This window comes from Desulfuromonas soudanensis, assembly GCF_001278055.1.
Classification (GTDB): Bacteria; Desulfobacterota; Desulfuromonadia; order Desulfuromonadales; family WTL; genus Deferrimonas; species Deferrimonas soudanensis.
In genome coordinates this window covers 633,580-658,347 of sequence record NZ_CP010802.1, presented here as the reverse complement: position 1 = coordinate 658,347, position 24,768 = coordinate 633,580, and the positions used below count along the sequence as shown (strand labels likewise).

The following is a 24,768-nucleotide window of genomic DNA, read 5'->3' as shown; positions in this document are numbered from 1 at the left end:
ATTTTTGACAACCCGGACAAATCATCGAAATCAAGGAGTCATTTCATGCAGCAGAACAAAAAGAACCTGGCCCGCGACCAGCGCGGCTTTACCCTCATCGAGATCATGGTCGTGGTCGTCATCCTCGGCATCCTCGCCGCCATCGTCGTCCCCCGCCTCCTCGATCGCCCGGAGGAGGCCAAGCGCACCAAGGCCGCCGTCGACATCAAGGGGCTTGAGCAGGCCATAGGGCTCTACAAACTCGACAACGGTTTTTATCCCTCCACGGAACAGGGGATCAAGGCGCTGGTCACCAAACCGGAGACCGGACGAATCCCCACCAAATACCCCGAGAACGGTTACCTGAGAAAAGTCCCCACCGACCCCTGGGGCGGCGAGTACATCTACCTGTCGCCGGGCGTCCACGGTTCCTTCGACATCCTCTCCTACGGCTCCGACGGCGAACCGGGGGGCGAGGGGGACAACGCCGACGTCAACAGCTGGGAGCTGGAGTAACCTCCGTGCCCTCCCCTGAAGGGCGCGGAGCGTTCCGCATTTCTCCCGGTTCCCAGAGCGGCTTCACCCTGATCGAGATCGCCCTGGTGGTCTTCCTGATCGGCCTTTTTTCGGCCCTGGTCATACCGATGGTCTCGGGGATCGGCGACGACAAACTGGCGACCACGAGCCGGCGCCTGGCCGGCACCGTCAAGTATCTCTACAACGAGTCGGCCCTCTCCGGCCTCGAGTACCGCCTGGTCTTCAATCTCGATCGCCAAACCTTCGGCGCCAAGCGCCTGGAGCGGGACGGCGAACTCCTCGAAGTCGACGGGACCGGCAAGCTGCAGAACCTCAAAGGGGATGTCGTCATCGCGGAAATGAACGTCACCGGCCGCGGCTCCTTCACCAGCGGCGAGGTCACCCTCGAGATCCTCCCCGTCGGCTGGATCGACGAGACGGTCATTTACCTCACCGAGGACAAGAGGGAGATGACCCTGCGCATCATCCCCTTTACCGGCTCCACCGAGGTTTACGAGGGGCACCGGGAGTTCTGATGGAGTGCAAAACGAGGGGAGAAAAGATCCCGACACCACACACTTCCGGCGGCTTCACCCTGCTGGAAGTCATGATCGCCATGGCGATCGTCAGCATCGCCCTCGTCTCCCTTCTCGCCCTGGGGAACCGCTCCATCGGCGTCAACGCCCGGCTGCAGAAGATCACCCAGGCGACCCTTCTGGCCCAGGAAAAGATGACCGACATCGAGGTCAGAGGCGCGACCGGCGGCGTCCAGCTCGTCGAGGAGGAGGGCGTTCTGCCAGAGCCCTTCGCCGAATTCCGCTGGCGCACCGCCTATGAAGAGACCCCCCTCCCCTCGGTGCGCATGGTGACCGTCACCGTCGCCTGGGGGGAGGAGGCCCGCAACGAAGCGGTGCAGATCAGCTCCTTTTTGTTTCAATAGGACGGCGATGAGGGCAGGCAGCAGCCGGGGGTTCACCCTGGTCGAAATCATGGTCGCGGTGACCATCGTCACCCTCCTGCTGACGATGGTCTACGGCGTCGTCACCTCGGTGACCGGGGCCAGGAATCGCATCGAGGAGGACGGCGAAAGCTATCACCGCGCCCGGGTCATCTTCGACCGCATCGGACGGGAGATCCGCGGCGCCTACCGGGTCTCCTCCAACCCGCGCACCGTCTTTACCGGCGGCGAGACTTCGGAGGGGGAGCCGTTTCTCGAACTCTCCACCACCGGTTCCACACCCGCCGGCGGGCGGCTCGGAGGCATTTCGCTGGTCCGTTACCAGCTCAAGGATGACACCGAGGCCGAAGACGACGGCAAGGTCCTGCTGCGCCGCGAGGCTTCCCTCCTCGGCGATCCAGGGGACCCCGGGCGCGAGTACCGCCTCGCCACGGGGGTCGACACCATGCAGTGGCGGTTTTTCAGCGGCGGCGACTGGCTCGACGAATGGGACAGGGGCGTGCCGGAGATGGTGGAGCTGACCCTGACGATGCGCATCGGCACCGGCCTCATCCCCTTTCGCACCGTCTTCGACGTCCCCAGGGTCGAGGCCACGCCATGACTTCGGTGCTCCGCGAAGAGCGGGGGATGGCGCTCCTGCTCGTCCTGATGATTGTGGCGATGCTGGCGGCGCTCCTCACCGAATTCGCCTTTTCGACCCTGGTCGATCTGCGCCTCACCGAGACGTTTCGCGACAGCACCCGTGCCTATTATCTCTCCAAGGGAGGGGTGACCGTCGGCCGGGTCCTGCTGCAAAGCGACACAAACGACTACGACGCCGGCAATGAAATGTGGGCCCAGGGCGTCGCCAACTACCCGGTGGGTGACGGTTTTCTTTCGGTCTCGATCGAGGACCAGGGGGGCAAACTCGACATCAACAATTTGTGGAACCGCATCGGAAAAAATCCAGATTCCACAAGGGTGCGCCAGGTCTACGAACTCTTTTCCCTTCTCGGCCTTCCCGAACCCGAGAATCTTGTCGCCGCCTTAGTCGACTGGCTCGATGAGGGCGATGAGGAGACGACAGAAATCAATCTGGGCCTCAACGACCCGCCGATCAATGCCCGGGGGGTGGAAGCTCCCTATTATTTGAGACTGGATGCGCCTTACCCCAGTCGAAACGGACGCATCACCTCGATTGAGGAATTGAGACTGATCCGCGGCTTCACTCCTGAGGTTCTCAAACAGGTCGCACCCCACCTCACGGTGAACGGGAGCACCACCATCAATGTGAACACGGCCTCTCCTCAGGTTCTGGCGGCCGTCATCGCAGGGGGTACCATCACGACCATGGCCGATGCTGAAAACGCCGCCGAACTGATCGCCGCTCAGCGCCAGGTGGAACCGATCAAGAATATTTCAGAAATCAAAAATATCCAGGGAATCTCTGCGGGAGACTATTCGCGGATTTCAACCGCCGGATTGACCGTGAAGAGCGACACCTACCGCATCGACTCCGAAGGCGGAGTCGGCGACGGCGTCCGCAGGATCGAAGCGTTCGTACAAAAGACCGGAGACAAACTCCTCTACATCAAGGTGAACTAAAAACAGCCATGTCCAGACGTTTTATCGGAATCGACATCGACCGCAGCTCGGTGCGGGTCGCCATCGCCGGCGAGGAGAAGGGGGAAATCCGCCTCCTTGCCATCCTGCACGCTCCCTGCGACCCTCCCGGGGAGCCGGACTCGGCCCTGCAGGAGCTCCTCGGCGCCGACAAGCAGCTCGGCGACCGGATGGCTGCGGCCCTCCCCGCCGGGGCGGCCTTCGTCCGCCGCCTGACCTTCCCCTTTGCCGAGTCGCGGAAGATCGCCGCCGCCCTCCCCTTCGAGCTGGCGGCCCGCCTGCCGACGTCCATCGACGACTTCATCCTCGCCCACCAGGCCCCCCGGGAAGACGAGGGGATCTTCGCCGTCACCGCCGCCGCCGTCGACCCCGCGGTCATCGCCCCGGTTCTGGCCCCCTTCGATGCCGCCGGTTTGCCGCTGCAGACCCTCGACCTCGCCCCCTTCGCCCAGGCGGCGGGGCTGCGCAGCCAGATCCCCGAGGGGATTCTCGCCCTCCTCTTTGAAGAAGAAATCATCGTCGCCCTGGTGGAAGATGGCCGGGTCCTCGATCACCGCCTCCTCCCCGTCTCCACCATGCCGCCGGAGGATAAAATCCTCTCCTTCGTCCTCAAGGAGAGCGAGGCCCTGCAGCGGGGGGCCGGCCGCAGCGGCCTGGTCCTGGTCCCCATCGGAGCGGGGGCGACCCCTTCCCTTCTCGATGCCCTCTCCCGCCAATGGGAGAAGGTGATGATCCCCCCCTTCTTCCTCGACGGCGCCGAGGTGCCGCCCGAATTCATCCCCGCCGTCGCCCTCGCCCTGCGGGCCGCCCGGGGAGAAAAGGAAGGAGGGATCAACTTCCGCCGCGGCGCCTTTGCCCTGAAGAGCGAGTGGGGAGCCTTGAAGCGCGGGCTGATCGCCGCCGCCATCCTGGCGACCCTCGGCCTCTCGCTCTTTATCGCCTCGGCCTGGCTCGGCTATGCCGACCGGGCGCGGCAGGCCGAGAGTCTGCGTCAGGAGATGACCCGGGCTTTCCGGGAGACCTTTCCCGGGACGCCCCTCCTGGCCGAGGTGCCGATGCAGATGCAGAGCAAAATCAACGAGCTGGAGAATCGGGCCCGTCTTCTCGGCGTCGGTCCCCAGGGTTCGGCCTTAACGCTCCTCAACGAGATCTCCCTGCGCACCCCGGCCGACCTCAGGGTCGACATCCGCGAATTCACCTATACGCCCGAAACCCTGCGTCTCGACGGCTCCACCACCTCCTTCGACGCCATCAATCGCCTGGCCCAGAGCCTCGGGGCCTCGCCGATGTTCGGTACGCCGCAGATCTCCGACGCCAAGATGAGCCTCGACGGCAGCCTCGTCGACTTTCGCCTCCAGCTGCCGCTTCTGGCCCCAAAGGAGAGCCCATGATTTCCAACCTGAGCCCCCGGGACCGCAACGCCCTGATCATCGGCCTGGCCGCGGTGCTGATCGCCGTTTTCTATCTGGGGATCGTTTCTCCCTACCAGAGCGCCATCGCCCGCCTCGACAGCCAGATCGCCTCGCGGCAGCGGCAGCTTCAGGAGGTCCAGGTCCTGCGCCAGAGATACCTCTCCTTGCAGGGCGCCTTGACGCAGGCCGAGCGCCGCGGCGGTTCGAACCGCACCTTCTCCCTCTTCTCTTTCGTCGAGAATCTCACCGGCCAGATCGCCAGCCGGGAGAACCTGGTGTACATGCGCCCGCAGCCGGTCGCCGTCAAGGACGAGTTCAAGGAAGAGTCGGTGGAGATCAAGCTCGAAAAGATCGCCCTCGACCAGCTGGTGCGGATCCTCTACCAGATCGACACCGCCGACGCCTTTCTCCAGGTCAAGAACCTGCGGCTGAAGGTTCGCTTCGACAACAAGGCGCAGTTCGATGCCGTGCTGACCATTTCCGCCTACGAAAGGAACGCATGAGACGCTTCCGCTTTTCCCTTCCCGGAGCGCTGCGGAGAAAACCACGGACGACCCGGGGGATCTCCTTTTACCTCGGCGCCTTCGCCGTTCTTCTTTCAGGAGCGCTGCTCGGCTTCTATCTCTTCTTCCCCACCGCCGCCCTCCAGGCGCGCCTTGAAGGGGAAATTTCCTCCCGCACCCCGGTCCGGGTCGAACTCGCCGGCCTGAACCTCCTCTTTCCCCCGGGACTCGGCAGCCAGACCCTCACCGTCCGGCCGCCCCTCCCCGACGAACGGGCCTACACCTTCGACAGGCTGCGCCTGCGCCCCCTCTGGCTCACTCTCTTCACCTCCCGCCCCGGAGTTCAGGCCAGCGCCGGCCTGCAGGGGGGGACGATCGAGCTTTCCGCCCGCCGCGGCGGATCGGTGACCGGAGAGCTGCACCGGATCCCCTTCGACGAACAGCTCGCCCCCGGTTCATCCCTGCAGATCGGCGGCACGGTAAACAGCGCCACCCTCCTCAGCGCCTTCCCCCTGCAGGCGACGACGGAGAGCGCCCTGCACGTTCAACTCGGAGCCGTGCAGCTGCGGGGGCTCAAGAATGTCGGCGCCGCCGTCGACACCTTGAATCTCGGAACCCTCACCCTCGAGGGGAGCGGCAAGGGGACGGCGCTGAAAATCAACCAGCTCAAAGGTGAGGGGGGTGACCTGGCCGTCAGCGGCACCGGAACCCTCCTTCTGGCCCAGCCTCTGCAGCGGAGCCGCATCAACCTCAATGTCACCCTGAAGCCTTCACCCCGGCTCGACCGCGCACTCCTCGACCTCCTCGAACTGCTGGTCAAGCCGGCCCGGGACGGCAGCTACCTCCTGCGTCTCTCCGGCACCCTGGGCAACCCGGTCCTGCGTTAGTGTCTCAGGAGTCTCTTCTATGCCGACTGCGCGTCTTCTTTGGGCCTTGCTGATCGCCTTCGTGCTCCTTCCCCCCCCCGGCGCCGCCGACGCCGAGCTGCTGGCCCCCTTTTCCCTCAGCAACCAGAGCCCGCTGATTCAGATCTTCGGCCTCCCCGGGGCGGCAGAATCCACCGTCCTGGCACCGGGGAAAACCGCCGCCGCCCTGCGTCTCTTTCTGGCGAGCAACAACACCGGCAGCAGCGACAACTCCGAGAGCCTCCTCTTCGACGGCGAAACCAGCCGCCTCACCCTGGAAGTGCGGCACGGGATCGGCAATGACTTCGAAGTCGGGGTCGAGATCCCCTGGGTGATGCACCGCAAGGGATTTCTCGACCGCTTCATCGTCGACTGGCACGACACCTTCAATCTTCCCCAGGGGGGTCGGGACGAAAGACCTGTCGACCGTCTCGCCTACCGCTACAGCCGCGACGGCGTGGAACTCGTCAACGTCGACGAATCCACGGAAGGTTTCGGCGACCTGCGCCTGACCGCCGCCTGGCAGCTCTCGCGCCGGGAGGAGCCTTCAGGAGCCCGCAGTGCCCTGGCTCTGCACTCCTCGCTCAAACTCCCCACCGGCGACAGCGACCGCCTCCTCGGCAGCGGCAGCACCGATCTCGCCCTGTGGCTCTCCGCCGAAAATTCCTGGCGCGCCTCCCTCGGCCGCGGCAGCCTCTACGGCGCCGCCGGAATGATGCTCCTCTCCGACGGCCGGGTCCTCCCCGGCCAGCAGCGCAATCTGGCCGGCTTCGCCACCCTCGGCAGCGGCTGGGCCCCCTGGGAGCGGCTGGCTCTCAAGGTGCAACTCGACGGTCACACCCCCTTTTACGGGGGGAGCGACCTCGATGAGCTGGCGTCGCCGACGGCGCAGCTGACCCTCGGCGGCACCCTCGGGCTGTGGCCGGAAGGATGGCTCGACCTCGGAGTCGGCGAGGACCTGGCCGTCAGAACCTCGCCGGATGTCGTTTTTCACCTGGCCCTGCGCACCGCTTTTTAGACGACCTGCGTAACGATTCCACACTCAACGCCCAATGACCGCCGCTTTGCTCAACACGCTTTTCAAGCAAAAGGCATTTATAACGCTGAGCCGGAGAAAAGAAGAGATGGCGAGGAATCTACGGTCAGAAAATCGTTTCGATCCTTCCGGTCTTCTCTGCTTCTCAGCGCCTCTGCGTTAAGGCTTTTGCCTCTGATCAATGATTTCATCGCCCCGGCGGTTGACATTTCCCCCCTGAGTGATTAATTTCACGGTCTGCAACCACCGCGGAAAACCCTTCGCTTCCCGATTCTGACCCCGATCACCCCGAGGATTCACCGATGGACAAAGAGCCGGAAGAAATCATCGACGCCGAGATTAACGGCGCACCCGAAACCGCCGGACAGGAAGATGGACTCGTCCTGGCCAGCGAGATCCTCCCCGCCGGGCTGCCGATCCTCCCCCTGCGCCCCCGCCCCGCCTTCCCCGGGCTGCTGATTCCCATGGCCATCAGCGGCCAGGCCGAGGTCGCCGCCGTGCGTCAGGCGATGGAGACCCCGTCCCAGGCCATCGGCCTGGTGCTGGTCCGGGATCTCGACGGCGAGGATTCGCCGGAGAATCTGCACCGCGTCGGCGTCGTCGGCAAGATTCTCAAGGTCATTCATGCCGACGATGAGACGGCCCACTTTCTCGTCAATTGCATGGAGCGCTTCTCCATCGAGGAAATCTCCGAAGCCGGCGACGGGCTCTTCGCCCGGGTCCGGTATCATTCAGCTCCTGAACTCCAGGTCAACGCCGAGCTCAAGGCCTACTCCATGGCGATCATCGGCACCCTCAAGGAGCTGGTGCAGATCAACCCCCTCTATACCGAGGAGATCAAACTCTTCCTCAACCGCTCAAGCATGGACGATCCGGGGCGGCTCGCCGATTTCGCCGCCAACCTCACCAGCGCCGACGGCCAGGAGCTGCAGAAAATCCTCGCCAACTACGACGTGCGCAAGCGCATCGATCTCGTCCTGGTCCTGCTGAAGAAGGAGCTTGCAGTCTCGCGCCTGCAGACCAAGATCACCAAGGGGATCGAGGAGAAGGTTTCGGCCCAGCAGCGGGAGTTCTTCCTCAAGGAGCAGCTCAAGGCGATCAAGAAGGAACTCGGTCTTGAAAAAGAGGGGAAGACGACCGAAATAGAAAAATTCCAGAAACGCCTGAAAAAGCTCAAACTCAACCCGGAAGCGGAAAAGACCGTTGCCGAGGAGCTGGAGAAGCTGGCCCTTATCGAACCCTCCAGCCCCGAGTACAACGTCACCCGCAACTATCTCGACTGGCTGACGATTCTCCCCTGGGGGCTCCACAGCCGCGACTCCTTCAACCTCGACAAGGCCCGGCGCGTCCTCGACCGCGACCACTACGGCCTGGAGGACGTCAAGGAGCGGATCCTCGAATTCATCGCCGTCGGCAAGATGAAGGGGGACATCTCCGGCTCGATCCTCTGCCTGGTCGGCCCTCCCGGAGTCGGCAAGACCTCCATCGGCAAGAGTATCGCCGGCGCCCTCGGCCGGCAGTTCTACCGCTTCTCCCTCGGCGGCATTCGGGACGAGGCCGAGATCAAGGGGCATCGCCGCACCTACATCGGCGCCATGCCCGGCAAGTTCATCCAGGCCATGAAGAGCGCCGGGACCGCCAATCCGGTGCTGATGCTCGACGAAATCGACAAGATCGGCGCCTCCTTCCAGGGGGATCCGGCCTCGGCCCTCCTCGAGGTCCTCGACCCGGAGCAAAACAGCACCTTCCGCGACCATTACCTCGACGTCCCCTTCGATCTCTCCAACGTCCTCTTCGTCGCCACCGCCAACCAGATCGACACCATCCCGGCGGCCCTCCTCGACCGCACGGAGGTGATCCACCTCTCCGGCTACATTCTCGAGGAGAAGGTCGAAATCGCCAGGCGCTACCTTATCCCCAAGGCGTTGGAAAAGCACGGCCTGGCCAAGGGGCAGGTGACCATCCGCCGCGCCGCCCTCAAGGCGATCATCGACGGCTACGCCCGGGAAGCCGGGGTGCGCACCCTGGAAAACCGCATCCGCAAGATCATGCGCAAGGCGGCCATGGCCTTTGCCGGCGGGAGCAAGGAAAAGATCGTCATCGGCGCCAAAGATCTCCAGACCTATCTCGGCCAGCCGGTCTTCACCACCGAGGAGGTTTTCGAAGGAGTCGCCGGGGTCGCCACCGGCCTGGCCTGGACCAGCCACGGCGGCGCGACGCTGCAGATCGAGGCCACCGCCATGCCGAGCAAGACCAAGGGATTCAAGCAGACGGGGCAGCTCGGCAACGTCATGGTGGAAAGCTCGGAGATCGCCTACTCCTACGTCATGGCGCACCTCGAAGAATACGGCACCGCCGCCGACTACTTCGACAACCACTTCGTCCACCTGCACGTCCCCGCCGGGGCCACCCCCAAGGACGGCCCCTCCGCCGGCGTCACCATGACCACCGCCCTCCTGTCGATGATCACCGGCATTCCGGTGAAGAAAAAACTCGGCATGACCGGGGAGCTGACGTTGACCGGCCGGGTCCTCCCCATCGGCGGGGTCAAGGAAAAGACCATCGCCTCCCGCCGCGCCGGCCTGAAGACGTTGATCTTCCCCGAGGGGAACCGCAACGACTTCCAGGAACTCGCCGACTACCTCAAGGAGGGGCTCGAGGTCCACTTCGCCCGGGAATACCGGGACGTCTACCGCATCGCCTTTGACCAGTAGCCGTTTCATTGCTCCTGTTTTCCATCAACCTTCAACCTGGAGTTTTGCATGACCGTTTCCGAGCTCAAAACCGCCGTCATGGCCCTCCCCCTCGACGAGAAGAAGTCCTTTATCCTCGAAGCCCTCCCCGACCTGGCTTCGGACGCCATGGCCGACCCCTCCTTCATGATGGAGCTGTTGCCGGTCCTCCTCGGCATCGTCAAGAAGAGCGGCATCGACATTCAGCAGCTCCTGCAGTTCGCCATGATGATGCAGGGCGCTCCCGCCGGCGAGAACCGCTGAACCGGAACGCCCTCGTTAAGCACAAAAAAACCACCGGCAACGGTGGTTTTTTTGTGCTCATTTTCAGGGGAATCGCCCCCCCTCTTTTTACCTTATAACCGTCTCCCACTTAAGAGCCGATCCTGCTCCCCAGATAGCCTCCATCAGCGGCAAGATACTCCCGGAACAGATCGCGAAACTCGGGCACCACCGAAGCGCGCACCGACTCCCGATCGAGGAGGGCGCTGCTCCACCGCTGCACCTTGGGGAGATGGTCGAAAAGAGAGAGGGGGAGGATTCCGTCCATCAGGGAGATACGGTAAAAAGCCGGGGCGATGGCGGCGTCAACGAGAGAAAAGCCAGCGCCGTTGAAAAAGGGCCCCTCGGCGAGCTGAGTCTCGAGGCGCTGGAGCTTTTTCCGGGCGGCGGCCAGATTCTCCTCGAAGGCTTCGCGGTCCCCGGCCAGCGCCATCCGGTACAGATCGACGAAGAGCTCGGAAGTAAATTCGATCCAGGCCCGGTTGAGGGCCTTTTGCAGGGGATCGGAGGGATGCAAGGAGGGGGGCGTGACCTCGTCGAGGTACTCGAGAATGACCGCCGACTCGAAGAGGACCGTCTCCCCCACCCTGAGGGCGGGAACCTTCCCCAAGGGCGAGATGCGCAGGAACCAGTCGGGCTTGTTCTTGAGGTCGATGTAGGTGACGTCGTACTCGATCCCTTTTTCGTTCAGCAGGACGACCGCCCTCTGGACGTAGGGTCAGAGCTTGAAACTGATCAGTTCGAATTTCTTTTTCATGGCGACCTCCTTTTGACGAACGATAGCAACCGAAGGAAAAAAGTCAAACACACCCTCTTCGTCCCCTCCCTTTCCACCCCCCTTCTTGTCAACCCCGCGTCATCGTTCATACTGGAAAAACCCCGGAAACCCGAGGGGGACAGTTGAGCATTTCGACGGGGACGCACCTGAAGGGAGAGGAGGCCAGGCGTGCAGATTTTCCTGAAACGAGCCTACGAAGATCCCGGACCGCAGGACGGCCTGAGGGTTCTGGTCGACAGACTCTGGCCGCGAGGGGTGAGCAAACAGGAGGCGGCCATCGACCTCTGGCTCAAGGAGATTGCTCCCAGCAGCGAACTGCGAAGGAGCTTCGCCCACGACCCGGCGCGGTGGGAGGATTTCCGAAAGGGCTATTTCGCCGAACTCGACGGGCGCCCCGATCTCGTGGAGATCCTGCGGGAAAAGAGTGCCGCCGGACCCCTGACCCTGGTCTTCGCCGCCCGGGACGAGGAGAGGAACAACGCCGTCGCCCTCAAGGAATATCTGGAAAATCAGGGGTCTGCGGGACGATGGGGGGACGGCCGTTCCTAACGGCGCGCGGCTTCCAAGACCCGGGCGGGGAGCGCGCCCTCCCCGGCGGCGGCCAGTTCGCCGAAGTCTCCGCGCAGCGCCTTGAGTGAGTAGCGCTCCAGTTCGATCTCGTACTGGGTCCGGACCCGCAGGCGACGAAAGAGCGGGACAGGCGGACACCACCCCTGCAGGGCGTGCTGCAGCAAAAATCCCATGACGAGCGCCGGCATGAGGTAAAATCTGCGATTTACCGCCAGGCCGAGCCCCATTCCGAGGAGGGCCAGGGTCGAGGCGTTGGCTTCGAGAAGCCGCTCGATATCCCACTCTTCGTCAAGTTCCCGCAGCCGCTGATCGATTTCCTCGGGATGATCGAGGTAATACCAGAGCCGCTGCGCCGTCTCCTTTTCGATCCGGATCGTCTTCCACCCTGCCGAATGCAGGGCGACCCGCTGCGTCGTCGCCGGCAGTCTCATCGCGCACCTCCCTCTCCGGTGTCTTCTGTCCTTTTGTCTCCTGCTTTGAAGTTTAACACGATTTTTGGGGACGAATACTCGCCCTCTTGCCCTCGAAGGCCGGTCATGGTATTGTCCCGGAAATTACCGGACAACACCGGCGATCCTACTTTGAGAAAAGGAGAAAATTCATGCGAAGCGGTATGAAAGGTCTGATCTGGCTGCTGGTCATCGGCGGAGTGCTTGTGCTTTCTGGGTGCTTCGGTATGCACGGCAAACACCATCGCCAGATGAAATGCGCCAACTGTCAGGGGCAGGGGATGAATGCCGGGGGGATGACGGCAATGCCGATGGCGGCCGATCAGGCGGCGCAGCGCAGCGACCTCCTCTATGTCTGCAATTGCGGCCCGGAGTGCAATTGCAACTCGGTGAGCGTTCGCCCCGGCGACTGCGCCTGCGGCAAACCGATGGTCCCCTACCATGTGGTCAAGGTCGAGGGGGACGAAGTCCTCCTCTGCACCTGCGGCGCCAACTGCGCCTGTGCTCTCGACAAAAACGACGGCAGCAAATGCGGCTGCGGCATGGCCGTCAAGCGGGTCAGCCTGAAGGGGACCGGCATCTACTTCTGCAACTGCGGCGGCTCCTGCTTCTGCAATACGGTCTCCGGGGAACCGGGCGCCTGCAAATGCGGCATGCCCCTGAAGACGATCAACTGACCGAAGACGCGACCGAAACGAGAAGGGGGAGGCGGGCATTTCAGGCCCGCCTCCCCCCTTTCTTTAAAAACCTTTCAGCATCATCCCTCCCGATTTCCTTCCCCCGGGGTCTGAAAAAAGACCGCCCCTGCGCAAAAAAGATCCTCATCGACGGCGAGGCGCACCCTCTCCAGATAACTCCGGGCGATAAAGGCCTGCAAGGTCTTCTGTTTCTCCTCCTGCCGGTCAAAGACGACCCCCACATTATAATCCGGTCCGCTCTGCCATTCCCCCAGGGGGACGGCGTAGATCACCCTCGCCCCGAGGGTCAGGTCAGCTTCCCCGATCGGCAGCCGCAGCTCCACCTCCTCCCCCCGCGCCACTTCCCGGGGATACGCGAATCTCCCCCCCCTCGGTGACAGGCTGACCAGGGAAGAGACCTGGCGAAGGCGTCCCTGCCGCACCTCGATATCCTGCGGAAGGGTGATGCGCAGATGACGCCGGGGACGGAGATGAAATCGGGATTCCAGCGCCTGCCAGAGAGCCTCCAGCGACAGGGGAAAGGAGAGGGGTCCGGGCGTGCCGAGACGGAGCACCGGCCCGTCCCCGGCGGGCGTGCCGGCGCCTTCGTCGGCCAGGATCAGTTCGCAGGGACCGTCGACCACCACCTCATAACGCCATTCCCGGAGGATTGCGCCGAGGACCGCCTGCAGTCCGCGGCCGTCGATCCGCAGGGCAATCCTTCGTTTCTCCGGAGCTTCGTCGGTCCTGTCGAAGAGCATGGTGGACTCCCCTCAGAGGGGGAAGGGGTGAAAATCGAGGACGATGGCGGTGCAGTCATCCGTCGGCGACTCCGGAGCGCCGAAGGAGCGCAGGGAGGCAAAGAGCTGGTCGAGAAAGTGCAGATGGTCGCCGTTTTTGTGGAGAAGGACCTCTTCGAGGCGGGAGCGGCCGAAGAGGATGCCGGCGCCGTCCGATGCTTCGGTGATGCCGTCGGTATAGAGGAGAAACCGATCCTCCTTCTCGAAGCGGAAGGTCCCGAGGGAGATGTCCGGGTCGTCGAAAAATCCCACGGGAGGGGCCGTGGTTGCCAGGCTGTGAATCGCCTCCCCCCGGCGCACCAGGGGCGCCGGATGCCCGGCGTTGACGTAGGACATCTCCAGGGTTTCGGGGTGGATGACTCCGCAGAAGAGGGTCGAGGAGAAGTAGTGGTCGAAGACCCGGGAACGGGTGGCAAAGGTCTGCAGGAAGTCGTTCACCTGCCGCACCAGCTCCAGCGGGGTGCAGAGCTCCCGGGCCGAATGGTGAATGTAGCCGTAGAGAAGGGACATGACGACGCTGGCATGCAGGCCGTGTCCGGTCACGTCGCCGAGGAAGATCGCCTGGCAGCCGTCGGCGGTGGTGATGAAGTCGAAGTAGTCCCCTCCCAGCCCCGAGGCCATGCGGTTCTTGATACCGATGCAGCACCAGCTGCAGAGCGGCGATCCCTTGGGAAAGAGGAGCTGCTGGACATGGGTGGCCAGGTCGATGTCGAGACCGCATTGGCACTTATGCTTCATTTTTATCCCTCAGAGAAGAAACGCCTCCCGGGTTCGGCGGCGGGTCAAACAGCCTGTGTCGCCGCCAGGGGCGGGAGGCGCCAGGGGAAAAGCCATCCATGCAAGGGAGTTATTGGTTGCCCCGGAGTCCTGGTGACCATTTTAAGATTTTTTCCTCCTGGAATCAGTCTAGCGAATTTTTTCCACGGCGCCAGCCGCTTCCGAATTCCCTGAATCTGCAGTCGGCAACCGGCACGCGACGAAGCGGAGAATTGCCCAATGAAAAGGAACTGTTAAAATCGACCTGAGGGGTTACTGCCTGAGTGTTTGGCGTCCCCTTGGGGTCACGGCGACCCGGACCGGCAGGAGAAAAAATGACGGCTGCTGACATTCCATCCGCAGGGGGAATTCCTCCCTGGCAACTCGATCTCGGGGCGACCTGCCTCGACAACGGCAGAACACGCTTCCGCGTCTGGGCGCCGAAGGCCGACAGCCTCTCCGTTGTCCTCTTCTCCGCCGAAACCAGCCGGACGCTCCCCCTGAAAAGGGATGAAGAGGGTTACTTCTCCGGCACGGCCGGGGAAACGGCGCCCGGCGATCTCTACCTCTATCGGTTCGAGGACGGCACGGAGCGCCCCGATCCGGCCTCCCGCTCCCAGCCCCGGGGGGTGCACGGCCCCTCCCGGATCGTGGACCCCAGCAGCCACCCCTGGGAGGATGGCGAGTGGGAGGGGCTCCCCCTCGAAGACTATCTCCTCTACGAACTCCATGTCGGCACCTTCACCATGGAGGGGACCTTCGCGGCGGTCATCCCCCGCCTCGACGACCTGCTGGAGCTCGGGGTGACGGCCATCGAGCTGATGCCGGTGGCCCAGTTCCCCGGAGAGAGGAACTGGGGATACGACGGCGCCTTTCCCTTCGCCCCCCAGAACAGCTACGGCGGACCGGAGGGACTCAAGAAGCTCGTCGACGCCTGCCACCGCAAGGGGCTGGCGGTGGTCCTCGACGTCGTCTACAACCATCTCGGTCCGGAGGGGAACTACCTTGGCTCCTTCGGGCCGTACTTCACCGACCGCTACCGCACCCCCTGGGGGGAGGCAATCAACTTCGACGGCCCGGACAGCGACGAGGTGCGCCGCTTCTTTATCGGCAACGCCCTCTACTGGGTGACGGAGTACCACGTCGATGCCCTGCGTCTCGACGCCATTCACGGCATCTTCGATTTCAGCGCCCGACACATCCTCCAGGAGCTGGCCGAGGCGGTCCACCGGGAAGGAGAGCGGCTCGGGCGCCGGGTGCAGGTCATCGCCGAGAGTTCCCTCAACGATGTGCGCACCATCACCCCGGTACACCGCGGCGGCCACGGGCTCGACGCCCAGTGGAACGACGATTTTCACCACGCCCTGCACACCCTTCTCACCGGCGAAAAAGACGGCTACTACCGCGACTTCGGGGATTTTTCCCAGCTGGGCAAGGCCTTCGCCGAGGGGTTCGTCTATTCCGGGGAATATTCCCCCTTCCGCCGTCGGCGCCATGGCAGCCCTTCGGCCAACCTCCCCCCGAGCCGGTTCGTCGTCTTTTCCCAGAACCACGACCAGGTGGGGAACCGGATGCGCGGCGAGCGCCTGAGCAGCCAGGTCTCCCCGGAGAAGCTGAAGCTGGCCGCCGCAGCGGTCCTCCTCTCCCCCTTCCTCCCCCTCCTCTTCATGGGGGAGGAGTATGCAGAGCGCGCCCCCTTCCCCTATTTCATCCATCACGGCGACGCCGGGCTCATCGAGGCGGTGCGGCAGGGGCGAAAAGAGGAGTTTGCCGCCTTCGCCTGGCAGGGGGAGATCCCCGACCCCCAGGCGAAGGCGACCTTCCTGGCGGCGAAAGTCAACCCGGGACAGCGCCGGGAGGGGATGCACCGCACCCTTTTCGAATTCTACCGGCAGCTCATCCGCCTGCGCAAGGAGCGCCCCTCCCTGAAAACGCTCCGCCGGGAGGGGCTGGAGGTGATCGAGTTCCCCACCGCAAAGGTTCTGGCCCTGCACCGGCATGAGGGCCTCGACGAGACCCTGATCCTCTTCCATTTCGGCGAGGGGGAGCAAACCGTCTCCATCGCCACGGGGAATGGGCCCTGGAGCAAACTCCTCGATTCGGCGGACGAAGAATGGGGGGGGAGCTTCCCCCTGGCCGCCGCAGAGCTTGCGGCGGAAGCGGAGGGGACGAAGGTTTCGCTCGGTCCCTGGAGCTTCGTTCTCTACGGAAGGGAATAACACGGGCAAATCCGTTGTTCACGCAAAGCCGCAAGGCCCGCCAAGAAATTCAATGGTGAGAACAGATGAGGCACATTCAAAAAAGATTTTTTCACCACAGAGGCACGGAGACACAGAGGCCGTCTAAAAAATACCAAAAAATATCAGAGCCATATCTCTGTAGCTCTGCAGCGATAGGTTGATTTTTCACCTGGCCATCGTGGAGCCTGACCGATATCCGGGTTCAAAGTACCGGGTTTAAAAACAGATCGGTTCTCTCTGCGTCTTCGCGCCTTTGCGTGAGGCCGGTTTTTGCGTTCCGCCCGCATTCCCCCAGGAGTGGCGATGCCCGACACACCCTTTGACGAGCCAAGAATCCCCGTCGCCACCTACCGGGTGCAGTTCCATGGCGAATTCGGCTTCAGCGACGCCCGGCAGATCGTTCCCTACCTGCGCGAGCTCGGGATCAGCGACCTCTATGCCTCCCCCTGCTTCCGGGCGAAGAAGGGGAGCCGCCACGGCTACGACATCGTCGATCCGAACGCCCTGAACCCGGAGGTGGGGAGCGAAGAAGAGTTTGAAGCCCTCATCGCCGAGCTCCGTCGCTGCGGCATGGGACTGATTCTCGACATCGTGCCGAACCACATGGGGATCGAGTCCCCGGAAAATCTCTGGTGGATGGACCTCCTCGAGAACGGTTCGAGCTCGCCCCACGCCGATTTCTTCGACGTCGACTGGGAGCCGGTGAAAAAGGAGCTGAAGAACAAGGTCCTCTCCCCCATCCTCGGCGATCAGTACGGTGCGGTCCTCGAGCGGGGGGAGCTGGTCCTGGCCTTCGAGGAGGGGGCGTTCTCCCTTCGTTACTACGACCACCGCCTGCCGATCCGGACCAAGAGTTCCAGCGCCATCCTCACCTGCCGCCTGGAGGAGCTGGAGGCGGCGCTTTCGGCCGACCACCCCGACTACCAGGAACTGCTGAGCATCGACACCGCCCTGAGAAACCTCCCCCCCCCGACGGAGGACGACCCGAAGAGGATCGCCGAACGCTTCCGGGAAAAGGAGGTCGTCCGGCGCCGTCTCGGCGCGCTCTACGGCAAAAGCCCGGAGATCAGAAGATTTATCGACGAAAACATCGCGCTCTTCAACGGCGAGCCGGGCGATGCGGAGAGCTTCGACCACCTCGACGAGCTCCTGCGGCGCCAGGTTTACCGCCTCTCCCATTGGCGGGTCGCCACCGAAGAAATCAACTACCGGCGCTTTTTCGACATCAACGGACTGGCGGCGCTCCGGGTGGAGAACCCGCAGGTCTTCGCCGAGACCCACCGGCTGATCTTCCGCCTCATCCGGGAGGGGAAGGTGACCGGCCTGCGAGTCGACCACCTCGACGGCCTCTACGACCCCGCCGACTACCTGGGGCAATTGCAGCGCGGCTGCTATCTCCAGCGCGGCCTCGCCGTCCTGGAAAACGCGGCGGGAAAGAGCCTCTCCGGGGCCGCGGAGGAAGAAGGCACGGCACGGCTTCTCCGCGACTGGACGGAGCGGATCGGCCGGGAGCCGGCCTTCAAGCCGTTCTACCTCATCGGCGAGAAGATCCTCCTCAAGGGGGAGAAGCTCCCCGAGGAGTGGCCGGTGTTCAACACCACCGGCTACGAGTTCGCCAACCTGGTCAACGGCCTCTTCGTCGAAACCGGCAACGCCCGGGCCTTCGACGCCCTCTATGAGAGGTTCATCCGCTCGGCGATGAATTTTCCCGACATCGCCTACGAAAAGAAAAAACTGGTCATGCAGGCGACCATGTCGGGGGAGATCAACACCCTCGGCCACCGCCTCAACGCCATCTCGGAAGTCAACCGCCACACGCGGGACTTCACCCTGAACAGCCTCATCAAGGCCCTGGTGGAGGTGATCGCCTTTTTCCCCGTTTACCGCACCTACACCGGGGCCGACGGAGTGGCGGACCGGGACCGCCGCTACGTGGAGTTCGCCATCGCCCGGGCGAAACGAAAAAATCCCGCCACCGACCCCTCCGTCTTCGACTTCGTCCGCAAGGTCCTCCTCCTCGACCTCTATGCCGGGGCGCCGGAGCGGCAGCGGGGGGAGTGGCTCGATTTCGTCCGCCGCTTCCAGCAGCTCTCTGGCCCGGTGACGGCCAAGGGGGTGGAAGACACGGCTTTTTACGTCTACAACCGGCTCGTCTCTCTCAACGAGGTCGGCGGAAGCCCTGAGCGCTTCGGTCTCCCCCTGGAGGCCTTCCACGGCCAGAACATCGAGCGCGGCCGCTCCCACCCCCAGGCGCTGCTGGCCACCTCGACCCACGACACCAAGCGCGGAGAGGATGTGCGGGGGCGCATCAACGTCCTTTCGGAGATCCCCGAGGCCTTTCGGGACGCGCTGGCCCGGTGGCGGCGCCTGAACAAGAAGAAAAAGACGCTGGTGGACGGACAGCCGGCGCCCGACCCGAACGAGGAGTATCTCCTGTACCAGACCCTCGTCGGAACCTGGCCGACGGCGCCGGCAACCGCCGAGGAATTTTTTGCCTTCAGGCAGAGGATCAGGGACTACATGCGCAAGGCGGTGCGGGAGGCGAAGGTCAATTCGAGCTGGATCCGCCCCAACGAGGCCTACGAAGAGGCGCTCCTGAGTTTCGTCGATCTCCTTTTGCAGGACCATCCCGGCAACCTTTTCCTCGCCGACCTAGGGGCGTTTCAGGTTCTGACGAGCCGCTGCGGGATGTTCAACGCCCTCTCCCAGACCCTGCTGAAGATGACGGCTCCCGGTCTTCCCGACTTTTACCAGGGGAGCGAACTCTGGGATCTGAGCCTCGTCGACCCGGACAACCGGCGGCCCGTCGATTTCGCCCTGCGGCGGCGTCACCTCGAAGAGCTTGGGAAAAGGGAGAAGGAGGAAGGATTGCTGAGGCTCGCCCGGGAGCTTGGCGAAACGATGGGGGACGGACGAATCAAGCTCTTTTTGATCCGCCAGGCCCTCGGACTCCGGAGGGCCCGGCGCCGGCTCTTCGAGGAGGGGAGTTATCTCCCCCTCGAGGTCCGCGGGGAACGCTCCGACCACGTCTGCGCCTTCGCGCGGAGGGAGGGGGAAAGGGAGGTCATCGTCGTGGCGCCGCGCTTATTCACCCGGCTGCTCCAGAACCCGGCAGACCTCCCCCTGGGGCAGAGGGTCTGGGAGAAGACCTGCCTCGTCCTCCCTGCCGGGGAGGAGGAGCGGTACCGCAACGTCTTTACCGGCGAAATCTCACCTTCCCGCCCCCAGGGGGATCTCAGGGTCCTCCTCCTCTCCGAGCTCCTGGCGGACTTCCCCGTGGCTCTCCTCGAAAGGATCTGAGGCCCTCCGGACGAACGACCCGGGCTCAGTCCGGAGCCGTCAGGAAGAGGACCGAGAGGGGGGGGAGGCTCAGGGAGAGCGAATCGTAGAAACCGTGATCCGGCACCGGGGTCGATTCGACCCCGCCGAGGTTCCCCCAGCCCGAGCCGCCGTACTCCGTCCCATCGCTGTTGAGCGCCTCCCCCCAGAACCCGGCCCTGGGGACGCCGATCCGGTAGTTACTCCGCGGCACCGGGGTGGCGTTCAGGACGACGAGAAGCTCGCGCCCCTCCCTGTCCCTGCGCAGCCAGGAGAGGACGCTGTTTTGCTCGTCGCGGAAATCGATCCATTGGAACCCCTGCGGGCTGAAGTCGAGCTCATAGAGCGCCGGCGTCCGGCGATAAAAGGCGTTGAGGTCCTCGATCCAGCGCTGCACGCCGTGGTGCGGGGCGATCTCCAGCAGGTGCCAGTCGAGGCTTTGATCGTGATTCCACTCCCGCCCCTGGGCGAACTCCCCCCCCATGAACAGCAGTTTCTTCCCCGGATGCCCCCACATGTAGCCGAAGAGGAGCCGGAGATTGGCGAACTTCTGTCCCCCCTCCCCCGGCATGCGGTCGAGGAGGGAGCGCTTGCCGTGCACCACCTCGTCGTGGGAGAGGGGGAGGACGAAATTTTCGTTGAAGGCGTACCAGAGGCTGAAGGTGAACTGGCCGTGGTGGTGTTTGCGGTGGATCGGATCCTGGGCGAAGTAATCGAGGGTGTCGTGCATCCACCCCATGTTCCATTTCATGCCGAAACCGAGCCCGCCGACATAGAGGGGACGGGAGACCATCGGCCAGGCCGTCGATTCCTCGGCGATCGTTTCGGCTCCCGGAAATTCGCCGTAGATCGCCTGGTTCAGTGAGCGGAGAAATTCGATCGCCTCGATATTCTCCCGGCCGCCGTAGCGGTTGGGGATCCACTCCCCCTCCTTGCGCGAATAGTCGAGGTAGAGCATGGAGGCGACGGCATCGACGCGCAGGCCGTCGCCGTGGAACCGGTCGAGCCAGAAGAAGGCGCTGGAGATCAGGAAGGCGCGCACCTCGTTGCGCCCGTAATTGAAGATCTCGCTCTTCCAGTCGGGGTGGAACCCCTGGCGGGGGTCGGCGTGCTCATAGAGGTGGGTGCCGTCGAAGCCCGCCAGGCCGTGGGCGTCGCTGGGGAAATGGGAGGGGACCCAGTCGAGGATGACGCCGATGCCGGCCTGGTGCAGCGTCTCCACCAGGGCCATGAAATCCTGCGGCGTGCCGTAGCGCGAGGAGGGGGCGAAAAAGCCGAGGCACTGGTACCCCCAGGAGCCGTAGAAGGGGTGCTCCATGACCGGCAGAAACTCCACGTGGGTGAAGCCGGTCTGTTGCAGGTAGGGGGGGAGGAGCTCGGCCAGCTCCCGGTAGCTCAGGAGGCGCTCCGGGTCGTCGCCGGGGCGCCGCCAGGACCCGAGGTGCATCTCGTAGACGCTCATCGCCCCGGCGAGGCTGTCGGATTTTCCCCGGGCCTCCATCCAGGCCCCGTCCTGCCAGTCGTGGGAAAGATCCCAGACCACCGAGGCCGTCCGCGGCGAGAGCTCCCAGTGAAAGGCGAAGGGGTCCCCCCGGTCTGAGACCGCCCCGCCGTCACCGGGAACGATCCGGTACTTGTAGCGGGTTCCCGCTCCGACGCCGGTGAGAAACCCTTCGAAAACCCCCGAACCGTCCGGACGCTCCGCCAGAGGATGGGCCTCGGGGTTCCAGTGATTGAAATCGCCGAAGACGCAGACCCGGGCGGCGTTGGGCGCCCAGACGGCAAAATGGGTGCCGGCTTCCCCCGCCACCTCCCCGGGGTGGGAGCCGAACTTCTCGTAGAGGCGGTAGTGCCGCCCCTCCTTGAAAAGGTAGATGTCGTGATCGGTAAGCAGGCTCGTGTCGAGGATGACCCGGTGTTTTTCCATGGTTTACTCTCCGCAGAGGAGTTGAATCCCGCGCAGGGGGATGAGGAGCCAGGCGGGACGATTGTTCCGCTCGTAGCCGAGTTCGTAGACCGCCTTTTGCAGCAGGAAGGGGAGGAGGAGTTTTTCCAGCTCTTCGGGCTGGCGGGGGAGGAGATCGCTGTCCTCCATGGCCCCCAGGTAGCCCTGGAGGAAGGAGACGGAGACCGCCTCGTACCAGCGGTCGGCCCAGGGGGTCAGCGTCTCGGTGACCTGCGGCCGCAGGGCCGAACCCGACAGGAGGGCGGTATAGGCGGCGTACTGGAAGGAGCGGAGCATGCCGGCGACGTCCCGCATCGGCGAACGCTTGATGCGCCGTTCGCTCAGCGGCCTCGCCGGTTCCCCCTCGAAGTCGAGCATGACGAAATCGTTGCCGGTGAACAGGACCTGCCCCAGGTGGTAATCGCCGTGGATGCGGATCCTTTTCGCACTCAGCTTGCCGGCGGTGATGGCGTGCATCCCGGCGAGGATTTGCGGCTGCAGATCGAGGACCTTCTGCACCTCGGCCTGCAGCGCAGGGGAGAGTCCGGAGGCTCCCTTCTGCAATTGCCGCAGCTCCTGCCTGGCCTGGTTCTGCATCGCCTGGTAGAGGGAGCGCTGGTAGAGGATGGAGAAATCTTCCGGGCGGAACGCCTCCCCCTTCCCGCCCGAGAGGGCCTGATGGAGCTCGGCGGTGCGCCGCCCGAGGAGGCCGGACATTTCCAGGGTCACGCCGGAAATGACTTCAAGCAGCCGCGGCGGGAGGGGGGTCCCGACGGCGCGGAGGAAACCTCCCGGTCCTTCGGGGGGGAGTTTGCCCGCCTGGTCGCGAAGGAGCACCCGTTCGAAGTAATGTCTGGCCAGATCGACGAAGTGCCCCCAGGCGTCTCCCTGGTTGGGAACGAAGGTCTGCATCAGGCCGAGAACCAGGGGGGGCTCCTCCCCGCGCCGGTATTCCAGGGACCCGGCATAGGCCGGGACATGGGGAAAAACGGCGTCCTCGCTCAGATACCGGACGATCTCCAGATCGGGATGGACCCCGGTCTGGCAGCGGCGGTAGAGCTTGAAGATGAAGTGCTCGTTGTAGAGGATCGACGTATTGGACTGCTCGGTTTCGAGGAGCTTCGGGGTCGATTCGGCCTCCCCCTTGCGCCACCAGCGGGCCAGTTCCCGGCTGGCGTCGGCGTGCAGCTGGCCATGGCTGCCGGTCTGACGCCGGCGGCCGGCAATGCCGGAGAGGACGTCGATACCGAAGGAGGGGGCGTAGATTCCATCGTAGACCACCCCCTGGCTGTCGCCGAGGGTGAGATGGGCCATCGCCCCCCGGGGCGCCTCCCCTCCCCCTTCGGCCAGCCTCTGGTAAGCCAGGGGGAGGACGTAAGTTTCCGGAGTCCCCTCCTGGTAGGCGACCTCCACCAGAAGAAGGAGGGGGGAGTCGGGACTGCGGCTCAGGGGGATCGCTTCGACGAGGGTGAGGGTGCGGATCTTTCGGTCCTTGCCGCCGTACCAGCGCTGCCGGGGGAGGTAGGCCGGGAGGATGCGCGTCTCCAGGGCCGTTCTGATCCCCTTGTCCTCCATGATCCCCCGCCAGGAATCCCCCTTGAGGCGCAGAAGGGTTGCCGGCGGTGCCGCCGCCTCCTCGGCGGCCGGCTCGGTGAGGGTGAAGACGTAGTAGCCGTAGGGGCCGAGGGCCAGGGAGTAGGGGGACTCGGCGACGGGCAGGAAGCGATTCTTGCTGAACATATCCTCGGCGACGCGCCCGGCATAGGGGGAGAGGTCGAGGAGGACCATCTGGGCGTGCCGGGAGAGGTTGGCGACGACGCAGATGTGCTCCTCCCCCAGGGAGCGGATGTAGGCCAGGACCTTGACGTTCTCCGGCGTCAGAAAACGGATCGTCCCCCGGCCGAAGCAGGCGGAGGACTGGCGCAGATCGATGGCGCGGCGCATCCACCAGAGGAGGGAGGACTGGCGCTGCTCCTGGGTGGCGACGTTGAGGGCGGTGGCGTTGTACTCGGGGTCGATGACCAGGGGGAGGAAGAGCTTCTGCGGGTTGGCCCGGGAGAAGCCGGCGTTGGCATCGGTATTCCACTGCATGGGGGTCCGCACCCCGTCGCGGTCGCCGAGATAGTAGTTGTCCCCCATGCCGATCTCGTCGCCGTAATAGATGATCGGCGAACCGGGGAGGGTGAAAAGGAGGACATTCATCAGTTCGATCTTGCGACGGTCGTTGTCGAGGAGGGGGGCGAGGCGGCGGCGGATGCCGAGATTGACCCGCGCCCGGGGATCCTTGACGTAGATATGGTACATGTAGTCCCGTTCCTCGTCGGTGACCATCTCCAGGGTCAGCTCGTCGTGATTGCGCAAAAAGAGCGCCCACTGGCAGCTCTCGGGGATCTCCGGCGTCTGCTCGAGGATGTCGGTGACCGGGTAGCTGTTCTCCATCTCCAGGGCCATGTACATGCGCGGCATGAGGGGGAAGTGGAAACACATGTGGCAGCTGTCGCCGTCGCCGAAGTAGCGGGCGGCGTCCTCGGGCCACTGATTGGCCTCGGCCAGCAGCATCCGGTCGGGGAAGTGCTCCTGAACGTGGCTGCGCAGCTTTTTGAGGAAGGCGTAGGTCTCGGGGAGGTTTTCGCAGTTCGTCCCTTCGCGCTGGTAGAGGTAGGGGATGGCGTCGAGGCGCACGCCGTCGACGCCGAGGGAGAACCAGAAGTCGAGAATCTTCAGGAGGGCGGTGTGGACCCGGGGATTGTCGAAGTTGAGATCCGGCTGGTGGGAATAGAAGCGGTGCCAGAAGTAGGCCCGGGCCACCGGGTCCCAGGTCCAGTTGGAGAGCTCGAAATCCTGGAAGATCACCCGCGCATCGGGGTAGCGGTCGGTGGTGTCGCTCCAGACGTAGAAGTCGCGGGCGGAGCTGCCGGGCTTGGCGTTGCGGGCGCGCTGGAACCAGGCGTGCTGATCCGAGGTGTGGTTGAGGACCAGCTCGGTGATGACCCGCATGGAGCGGGCGTGGGCTTCCTTGAGAAAGCGCTTGAAATCGCTCAGGTTTCCGTAGTCGGGATGGATCTGTCCGTAGTCGGCGATGTCGTAGCCGTCATCCCGCAGCGGCGAGGGGTAGAAGGGGAGGAGCCACAGAGCGTTCACGCCGAGGTTTTCCAGATAGTCGAGCTTGCCGATCAGCCCCTTGAAGTCGCCGATACCGTCGCCGTTGCCGTCGCAGAAGCTCTTCACGTGCAGCTGGTAGATGACGATGTCCTTGTACCAATCGGGGTTTTCGCCCTGCGGGTCGAAATTTGCTGCGGTCATCTTGAGG

At 64.1% G+C, this 24,768-nt stretch carries 21 protein-coding genes and 1 pseudogene; 15 read left to right on the top strand and 7 right to left on the bottom strand.

Going from position 1 to position 24,768, the window contains the following annotated elements; genetic code table 11:
* Positions 1-45 precede the first annotated feature (45 nt).
* The 11 genes from gspG to DSOUD_RS02765 all read left to right on the top strand — a co-directional run bounded on the left by gspG (position 46) and on the right by DSOUD_RS02765 (position 9,907).
* The gene (gene gspG, locus DSOUD_RS02815) at positions 46-495 is read left to right on the top strand and encodes a type II secretion system major pseudopilin GspG (RefSeq protein WP_053549574.1); all 450 of its coding nucleotides are present in this window, start codon (positions 46-48) and stop codon (positions 493-495) included.
* A gap of 5 nt (positions 496-500) precedes the next feature.
* A complete protein-coding gene (locus DSOUD_RS02810; RefSeq protein WP_053549573.1) occupies positions 501-1,031 on the top strand; it encodes a prepilin-type N-terminal cleavage/methylation domain-containing protein in 531 nt (176 codons plus the stop codon).
* Positions 1,031-1,435 carry a type II secretion system minor pseudopilin GspI gene (gene gspI / locus DSOUD_RS02805; protein WP_053549572.1) on the top strand — a complete coding sequence of 135 codons (405 nt, stop codon included), beginning with the start codon at positions 1,031-1,033 and terminating at the stop codon, positions 1,433-1,435. Before DSOUD_RS02810 ends, gspI begins: the two co-directional genes overlap by 1 nt.
* Positions 1,436-1,442: 7 nt before the next feature.
* On the top strand, positions 1,443-2,054 hold the full coding sequence (locus DSOUD_RS02800; RefSeq protein ID WP_053549571.1) for a GspJ family type II secretion system protein: 612 nt from the start codon (positions 1,443-1,445) through the stop codon (positions 2,052-2,054).
* Positions 2,051-3,037, top strand: coding sequence for a type II secretion system minor pseudopilin GspK (gspK, locus tag DSOUD_RS02795; protein ID WP_053549570.1), 987 nt, complete (start codon positions 2,051-2,053; stop codon positions 3,035-3,037). Before DSOUD_RS02800 ends, gspK begins: the two co-directional genes overlap by 4 nt.
* Before the next feature lie 8 nt (positions 3,038-3,045).
* Entirely contained in the window at positions 3,046-4,446 is a 1,401-nt protein-coding gene (gene gspL, locus DSOUD_RS02790) for a type II secretion system protein GspL (RefSeq protein ID WP_053549569.1), read from the top strand.
* A complete protein-coding gene (gspM, locus tag DSOUD_RS02785; RefSeq protein WP_053549568.1) occupies positions 4,443-4,970 on the top strand; it encodes a type II secretion system protein GspM in 528 nt (175 codons plus the stop codon). The genes gspL and gspM overlap by 4 nt, the downstream gene beginning before the upstream one ends.
* Complete coding sequence (gene gspN, locus DSOUD_RS02780; RefSeq protein WP_053549567.1) at positions 4,967-5,857, top strand: type II secretion system protein GspN; 891 nt, start codon at positions 4,967-4,969, stop codon at positions 5,855-5,857. Before gspM ends, gspN begins: the two co-directional genes overlap by 4 nt.
* A 19-nt stretch (positions 5,858-5,876) precedes the next feature.
* Positions 5,877-6,893 (top strand): DUF3187 family protein, encoded by a 1,017-nt coding sequence (locus tag DSOUD_RS02775; RefSeq protein ID WP_053549566.1) that lies wholly within the window; start codon positions 5,877-5,879, stop codon positions 6,891-6,893.
* 320 nt (positions 6,894-7,213) lie between these two features.
* Positions 7,214-9,625: an endopeptidase La gene (lon, locus tag DSOUD_RS02770; protein WP_053549565.1), complete on the top strand. Its 2,412-nt coding sequence runs from the start codon at positions 7,214-7,216 to the stop codon at positions 9,623-9,625.
* A gap of 48 nt (positions 9,626-9,673) precedes the next feature.
* Complete coding sequence (locus tag DSOUD_RS02765) at positions 9,674-9,907, top strand: hypothetical protein (RefSeq protein WP_053549564.1); 234 nt, start codon at positions 9,674-9,676, stop codon at positions 9,905-9,907.
* Between the two features lie 109 nt (positions 9,908-10,016).
* On the opposite strand, the gene DSOUD_RS02760 is transcribed toward DSOUD_RS02765, so the two are convergent.
* Both DSOUD_RS02760 and DSOUD_RS18960 read right to left on the bottom strand, forming a co-directional pair.
* Entirely contained in the window at positions 10,017-10,478 is a 462-nt protein-coding gene (locus tag DSOUD_RS02760; RefSeq protein ID WP_341475716.1) for a glutathione S-transferase family protein, read from the bottom strand.
* Positions 10,458-10,631: pseudogene (locus DSOUD_RS18960) on the bottom strand (glutathione S-transferase family protein); the annotation flags it as partial. The pseudogene DSOUD_RS18960 and the gene DSOUD_RS02760, both read right to left, overlap by 21 nt.
* Before the next feature lie 240 nt (positions 10,632-10,871).
* Here DSOUD_RS18960 and DSOUD_RS02755 point away from each other — a divergent pair.
* A complete protein-coding gene (locus DSOUD_RS02755; protein WP_053549563.1) occupies positions 10,872-11,252 on the top strand; it encodes a DUF488 domain-containing protein in 381 nt (126 codons plus the stop codon).
* On the opposite strand, the gene DSOUD_RS02750 is transcribed toward DSOUD_RS02755, so the two are convergent.
* Positions 11,249-11,704: a hypothetical protein gene (locus DSOUD_RS02750; RefSeq protein WP_053549562.1), complete on the bottom strand. Its 456-nt coding sequence runs from the start codon at positions 11,702-11,704 to the stop codon at positions 11,249-11,251. The genes DSOUD_RS02755 and DSOUD_RS02750 overlap by 4 nt on opposite strands.
* A gap of 170 nt (positions 11,705-11,874) precedes the next feature.
* On the opposite strand from DSOUD_RS02750, the gene DSOUD_RS02745 reads away from it, so the two are divergent.
* Positions 11,875-12,399: a hypothetical protein gene (locus tag DSOUD_RS02745; protein ID WP_053549561.1), complete on the top strand. Its 525-nt coding sequence runs from the start codon at positions 11,875-11,877 to the stop codon at positions 12,397-12,399.
* Positions 12,400-12,479: 80 nt separating this feature from the next.
* Here the strand turns inward: DSOUD_RS02745 and DSOUD_RS02740 are convergent, their stop codons facing one another.
* Entirely contained in the window at positions 12,480-13,160 is a 681-nt protein-coding gene (locus DSOUD_RS02740; RefSeq protein ID WP_053549560.1) for a PilZ domain-containing protein, read from the bottom strand.
* A 12-nt stretch (positions 13,161-13,172) separates the two neighbouring features.
* The gene (locus DSOUD_RS02735) at positions 13,173-13,937 is read right to left on the bottom strand and encodes a PP2C family protein-serine/threonine phosphatase (protein ID WP_053549559.1); all 765 of its coding nucleotides are present in this window, start codon (positions 13,935-13,937) and stop codon (positions 13,173-13,175) included.
* A 353-nt stretch (positions 13,938-14,290) separates the two neighbouring features.
* Between DSOUD_RS02735 and treZ the strand changes: the two genes are divergently transcribed.
* Positions 14,291-16,174, top strand: coding sequence for a malto-oligosyltrehalose trehalohydrolase (treZ, locus tag DSOUD_RS02730; protein ID WP_082351033.1), 1,884 nt, complete (start codon positions 14,291-14,293; stop codon positions 16,172-16,174).
* A 324-nt stretch (positions 16,175-16,498) separates the two neighbouring features.
* Positions 16,499-19,495 (top strand): malto-oligosyltrehalose synthase, encoded by a 2,997-nt coding sequence (locus DSOUD_RS02725; RefSeq protein ID WP_053549558.1) that lies wholly within the window; start codon positions 16,499-16,501, stop codon positions 19,493-19,495.
* 25 nt (positions 19,496-19,520) lie between these two features.
* Here DSOUD_RS02725 and glgB read toward each other — a convergent pair whose 3' ends face one another.
* Together glgB and treS are read right to left on the bottom strand one after the other, a co-directional pair.
* Positions 19,521-21,440, bottom strand: a complete 1,920-nt coding sequence (gene glgB, locus DSOUD_RS02720) for a 1,4-alpha-glucan branching protein GlgB (RefSeq protein WP_053549557.1) — start codon at positions 21,438-21,440, stop codon at positions 19,521-19,523.
* 3 nt (positions 21,441-21,443) lie between these two features.
* Positions 21,444-24,761 carry a maltose alpha-D-glucosyltransferase gene (gene treS, locus DSOUD_RS02715; protein ID WP_053549556.1) on the bottom strand — a complete coding sequence of 1,106 codons (3,318 nt, stop codon included), beginning with the start codon at positions 24,759-24,761 and terminating at the stop codon, positions 21,444-21,446.
* Between the last annotated feature and the right edge of the window lie 7 nt (positions 24,762-24,768).

Coding starts and splice junctions, on each gene's coding strand:
- gspN (WP_053549567.1), top strand. CDS start 4,967: ATGAGACGCTTCCGCTTTTCCCTTCCCGGAGCGCTGCGGAGAAAACCA.
- DSOUD_RS02725 (WP_053549558.1), top strand. CDS start 16,499: ATGCCCGACACACCCTTTGACGAGCCAAGAATCCCCGTCGCCACCTAC.
- gspG (WP_053549574.1), top strand. CDS start 46: ATGCAGCAGAACAAAAAGAACCTGGCCCGCGACCAGCGCGGCTTTACC.
- DSOUD_RS02740 (WP_053549560.1), bottom strand. CDS start 13,160: ATGCTCTTCGACAGGACCGACGAAGCTCCGGAGAAACGAAGGATTGCC.
- gspI (WP_053549572.1), top strand. CDS start 1,031: ATGGAGTGCAAAACGAGGGGAGAAAAGATCCCGACACCACACACTTCC.
- treZ (WP_082351033.1), top strand. CDS start 14,291: ATGACGGCTGCTGACATTCCATCCGCAGGGGGAATTCCTCCCTGGCAA.
- glgB (WP_053549557.1), bottom strand. CDS start 21,440: ATGGAAAAACACCGGGTCATCCTCGACACGAGCCTGCTTACCGATCAC.
- DSOUD_RS02765 (WP_053549564.1), top strand. CDS start 9,674: ATGACCGTTTCCGAGCTCAAAACCGCCGTCATGGCCCTCCCCCTCGAC.
- DSOUD_RS02775 (WP_053549566.1), top strand. CDS start 5,877: ATGCCGACTGCGCGTCTTCTTTGGGCCTTGCTGATCGCCTTCGTGCTC.
- gspK (WP_053549570.1), top strand. CDS start 2,051: ATGACTTCGGTGCTCCGCGAAGAGCGGGGGATGGCGCTCCTGCTCGTC.
- treS (WP_053549556.1), bottom strand. CDS start 24,761: ATGACCGCAGCAAATTTCGACCCGCAGGGCGAAAACCCCGATTGGTAC.
- gspL (WP_053549569.1), top strand. CDS start 3,046: ATGTCCAGACGTTTTATCGGAATCGACATCGACCGCAGCTCGGTGCGG.
- DSOUD_RS02735 (WP_053549559.1), bottom strand. CDS start 13,937: ATGAAGCATAAGTGCCAATGCGGTCTCGACATCGACCTGGCCACCCAT.
- DSOUD_RS02750 (WP_053549562.1), bottom strand. CDS start 11,704: ATGAGACTGCCGGCGACGACGCAGCGGGTCGCCCTGCATTCGGCAGGG.
- DSOUD_RS02745 (WP_053549561.1), top strand. CDS start 11,875: ATGCGAAGCGGTATGAAAGGTCTGATCTGGCTGCTGGTCATCGGCGGA.
- DSOUD_RS02800 (WP_053549571.1), top strand. CDS start 1,443: ATGAGGGCAGGCAGCAGCCGGGGGTTCACCCTGGTCGAAATCATGGTC.
- lon (WP_053549565.1), top strand. CDS start 7,214: ATGGACAAAGAGCCGGAAGAAATCATCGACGCCGAGATTAACGGCGCA.
- gspM (WP_053549568.1), top strand. CDS start 4,443: ATGATTTCCAACCTGAGCCCCCGGGACCGCAACGCCCTGATCATCGGC.